Consider the following 3939-nt stretch of genomic DNA (forward strand, 5'->3'; position numbering starts at 1 on the left):
GTGGAGAAATGTATCCAGAGTATTATAAAGGCCTACATGGACAGGAATATAAATTATCGGATTTCCTCTAGTCTGGGTGGATAGAAAAGGACCGGGCGGGGTTTGCCCGGTTTTTCTTAATTGAACAAACGGGCTGGACAGTGAAAAGTTTTCCAGCCTTAAGAAGCCCATGAATCTGCGGTAGCAGAGGGCAAAACTTGATTGGATCGAATAATTTGGGTTACCGAAAGGTGCTTGTTTTGGGCAAACAGCCGAATAATCGATTGACGCAAATGAATCGTCACTGTCGCTTCCGAGACAACGGCCTTTGAAGGTGTACGTAGATAGCGAAGAAAGAAGGCCGGCTTCCGCCCGGAAAACCTCAGGGCAATGAGACCAGTCGCGATGACACTGCACATGACGAAGCCCTCGATCGCTTGCAGGGTTTGCCGAATTCGCAAGCGATCCGTTTCTTGCTTCACCTGCTCCAGTGGATGCGGCTCGCCTTTGCGTAAGTATCGCTTCAGCTTTGGCATGGAGCGACTCCAGAACCGATAGCCGAATGCCCCGATCACTTGCTTCATTTCGCGAAAGGTGCATTCGATCTTGAACCGATACCCGTATAGAGTAATAATCTCCGTCGCCTCCAGCGACAGATCGGTACTGACCAGAATGGAATGGCGGTCGCCTTGTTTGACCAGCACAAAGCGAAGCTCCTGGTACAGGGCCTGTCCCCAGAGCAAGTCCAGGCATAGGCAGGAAACCGTTTCTTCCTTGCCATAGATCATCACCTTGACCGGTTGAAACTCGGCTGCCCGCGTGTGAAACAGCTCGGCAAGCTTGAGCGTCTTGCCCTTCTTGGGCGGACGTCCCCGGCCGGATTTGCGAACAGGTCGATCGGGACGAAATCGGGTAAACTAGCAAAGTAACCCTTTCTAGCGATCTGATCTCCTTTCTGGTGTAGGAACCTTAGGATATCACCGATTCGCCTGATTGGGTTATTTTACTATGTGACGATTTGTTGACGAGAACTTTTCACTGTTCAGTCTTCTCCAGCAGTGCCAATTTGTTGTCTAACATCCGGGCGAGAAGAGACTGCGATTGTTCCAGTTCTCTTTTCCTACGGTCCATTTCCTTCATCTTCTTCCGCAAAAATTCAATGGCCCGGGAGAGCTCAAGTTTGTTCTCCTCTTCTTCCTTCAAAATAACTTTGATTTCCCTTATCGTAAAACCCGCAGCCTGAACCCTTTTGATCAATAAAAGGTGTTCGACCGCTTCCTCGGTATAGTCGCGATAATTATTGTCCCTGCGTTCAACGTGGCGTCTATCCAGCAATCCTTCCTTCTCGTAATAACGAATGGTCGGCGGATTTAACCCGGTCTTCTGTGCCAGCACATGAATTTTCATGCTTTCCTCCCGCATAAGGCTTGACTTTCAAGTGTACTTTATAGTTTATACTATAAAAGTCTAATAGAGCCTTGTCAAACCAATTGGCACAATTGTAGATCAGAAGGAGGAACTGTGAATGAACGCTCAGAAAAGGAATTCACCGACCCGGGCAGTAGTTTTGGGGGGCGGTGGCGTGACGGGCATCGCATGGGAGGTTGGCGTCTTAGCGGGACTGCTCGAATCCGGAGTAGACCTCCATCGAGCTGACGTGATCATCGGAACGTCCGCCGGTGCCTTTGTCGGAGTAGCCTTGGCCAGTGGATACGACATGAATAAGCTATTTGCCGCCCAGTCGGAGACGAACTCGGCCGAGATACCGGTCGCCGCGTCAAAAGAATTGATGCAAGCATGGTATAAGGCATTTGTCACGGGGGGAAGCGATCCGCGAAAAGTCGGAGCAGAATTCGGCCTTATCGCCAAAAATAATCCCTCCCCCGTATCGCCTGAACAGCGGCGCACCGTGGTCGAGAGTCGCCTTGTGACCAGAAAATGGCCGGCGCATCTTCAGGTGACCGCCATCGATGCCGAAACCGGGCAACTTCATACTTTCGATCATCAATCGGGAGTATCTTTGCTCGATGCCGTGTCGGCCAGCGGAGCCGTTCCTGGAATTTGGCCACTTGTATCGATCGGTGACCGCTTCTGGACCGACGGAGGAATGGTGTCCACGACCAATTCACGGCTGGCTGAAGGCTACGAACGGATCGTGATTCTCTCCCCGATGCCAAATGGTTATGGCTCCATTCCGGGAGCGGCTGAGGATGCGGCAAGCATGCGTACAAGCGCGGACGTTTATCTCATAACACCCGATGAAAGCAGCGCTGTGGCGATCGGCCCGAATCCGTACGACCCGGCCCGCCGCAGCGTAACGGCGATCGCCGGGCGGGAGCAGGGACGCTCTATCGCCGAAGCCGTTCTGACTATGTGGTGAGAAGCCGCTTCATTCTGTCCTAACGAACAAAAGGACGCAAGGATGGCGGCGACGATGCTTCAAAAAAGTTCTGAACAAATTAAAATTGCCGTGAAAATCAGTTGGTCGCACGGCAATTTTATGCTTCAAACTTTGGCAAAGAATCGATTAAAGTCACAACGCATAAAACGGAACAGATTTATCTTCGTTCCCATCTATATCATGAACCGATTCGTACTGGACTTCGACATATTAGATATTGAGTTAAAAGTTCAGATTAAATGAAAAATCAGTTGCTTTGGAGCAACAATATAACATCTAGCCGCATAAACCAAAAAGCGCCGCGCAGCCCATTAATGGGATTCGCGGCGCTTTGGCCTTCGCTCGGTTTTTTTCCATCAAGATCCGGACCGGCGAGGCAGGATCGGGGGGCGCTGGAGGAGGTAATCTAGTTTCAAACCCGAACGTATAAGGACTGGCGGCAAATGGATCGTTCGATTTTTCTCCCCCCCTTACTCTTCTACCATTCGTTTCGCCTTCACCCCATGTGCCTGCAAATCGGAAACGGTAGCCTCTGCGGCAGCTTTATCGTTCGTATAATTAACGACAATATCAGCCACTAAAGACGCATACCTTTCTGCAATTGCTTTTCCGATTCCACGCCCCGATCCTGTTATCAATGCCACTTTGTTTCTTAAGTTAGTCATGAGATGCGTCTCCTTTTGCACAGTTGATGCCAATGTAAGCGCAACCCCTATCCTCTTCGGACTTGATGAGCGAAATCGGGATACACCGAACAGGGCTGTATATCACAAACAGAGGCCGACAAGGGCCCCTAAGCAGAATATCATTGCACGTTTCAGTAGTCCGCCTCGACGATGAGTTCGAGGACTCCGCATACCCCCTTGAAATTACAGGGACATGCCTCCCGAAACCTCGATGCGCTGGGCATTGACCCAACGATTTTCGTCGGACAGCAACGAAGCGATGGCCTCTCCAACGTCCTTGGGTTCGCCGACACGACCGAGTGCCGTCATGCCCCCGATAAGCTTCTTTAATTCGGGATTGGTGCGGAGCCCGCTAAAATCTGTCGCGATAGCACCCGGAGCGACTACGTTGGCTGTGATCCCGCGTGGTCCCAGCTCTTTTGCCATGTACTTGGTGAGAACCTCAACGGCACCTTTCACAGATGCGTAAGCGCCGCTTTCCGGTACCGCAAAGCGTGTAAGACCTGTGGAGATGTTCACAATGCGGCCGCCATCATTGATCAGCGGCAACAGTTTCTGTGTCAGAAAGAAGACTCCCTTGAAGTGCACTTCGTACAAACGATCCAGCTCTTCCTCGGTCGTCTTCTCGAAAGAGTTGTGGTGTGAGACACCCGCGTTGTTCACGAGGTAGTCAAATTTCTTAGCTCCCATATCGTTAAGCCCACCATGTACGCTTTGTACAAAGGAGTCGAATGTACGGACATCGCCGGCATCGAATTGTAAAGCAATGGCTTTACGCCCGGTTTCCCGGATCTGGGAGACGACTTTTTCCGCTTCTTCTTGATTAGAACGGTATGTGAAGATTGAATCAACACCGTGGCTTGCAAGGGTTAA

At 50.9% G+C, this 3939-nt stretch carries 5 protein-coding genes; 1 reads left to right on the forward strand and 4 read right to left on the reverse strand.

All coding sequences use genetic code 11. The features are described from left to right. Window positions 1–158: 158 nt before the first annotated feature. Both MUB24_RS22740 and MUB24_RS22745 read right to left on the reverse strand, forming a co-directional pair. Window positions 159–683, reverse strand: coding sequence for a hypothetical protein (locus MUB24_RS22740; protein WP_244707984.1), 525 nt, complete (start codon window positions 681–683; stop codon window positions 159–161). Window positions 684–1014: 331 nt separating this feature from the next. Further along, window positions 1015–1386: a MerR family transcriptional regulator gene (locus MUB24_RS22745; protein WP_244707986.1), complete on the reverse strand. Its 372-nt coding sequence runs from the start codon at window positions 1384–1386 to the stop codon at window positions 1015–1017. A 118-nt stretch (window positions 1387–1504) separates the two neighbouring features. Between MUB24_RS22745 and MUB24_RS22750 the strand changes: the two genes are divergently transcribed. Then, the gene (locus tag MUB24_RS22750) at window positions 1505–2359 is read left to right on the forward strand and encodes a patatin-like phospholipase family protein (RefSeq protein WP_244707988.1); all 855 of its coding nucleotides are present in this window, start codon (window positions 1505–1507) and stop codon (window positions 2357–2359) included. Window positions 2360–2850: 491 nt separating this feature from the next. Here MUB24_RS22750 and MUB24_RS22755 read toward each other — a convergent pair whose 3' ends face one another. After that, the gene (locus MUB24_RS22755; RefSeq protein WP_244707990.1) at window positions 2851–3045 is read right to left on the reverse strand and encodes an SDR family NAD(P)-dependent oxidoreductase; all 195 of its coding nucleotides are present in this window, start codon (window positions 3043–3045) and stop codon (window positions 2851–2853) included. A 204-nt stretch (window positions 3046–3249) separates the two neighbouring features. Continuing rightward, a partial coding sequence (locus tag MUB24_RS22760; protein WP_244707992.1) for an SDR family NAD(P)-dependent oxidoreductase occupies window positions 3250–3939 on the reverse strand: 690 nt, incomplete at its 5' end.

This window comes from Lederbergia sp. NSJ-179, assembly GCF_022867885.1.
In the GTDB taxonomy this organism is placed as follows: domain Bacteria; phylum Bacillota; class Bacilli; order Bacillales; family Bacillaceae_C; genus Lederbergia.

Excerpts from the sequence above, each read along its gene's own strand:
- MUB24_RS22750 (WP_244707988.1), top strand. The coding sequence starts at position 1,505 with ATGAACGCTCAGAAAAGGAATTCACCGACCCGGGCAGTAGTTTTGGGG.
- MUB24_RS22755 (WP_244707990.1), bottom strand. The coding sequence starts at position 3,045 with ATGACTAACTTAAGAAACAAAGTGGCATTGATAACAGGATCGGGGCGT.
- MUB24_RS22745 (WP_244707986.1), bottom strand. The coding sequence starts at position 1,386 with ATGAAAATTCATGTGCTGGCACAGAAGACCGGGTTAAATCCGCCGACC.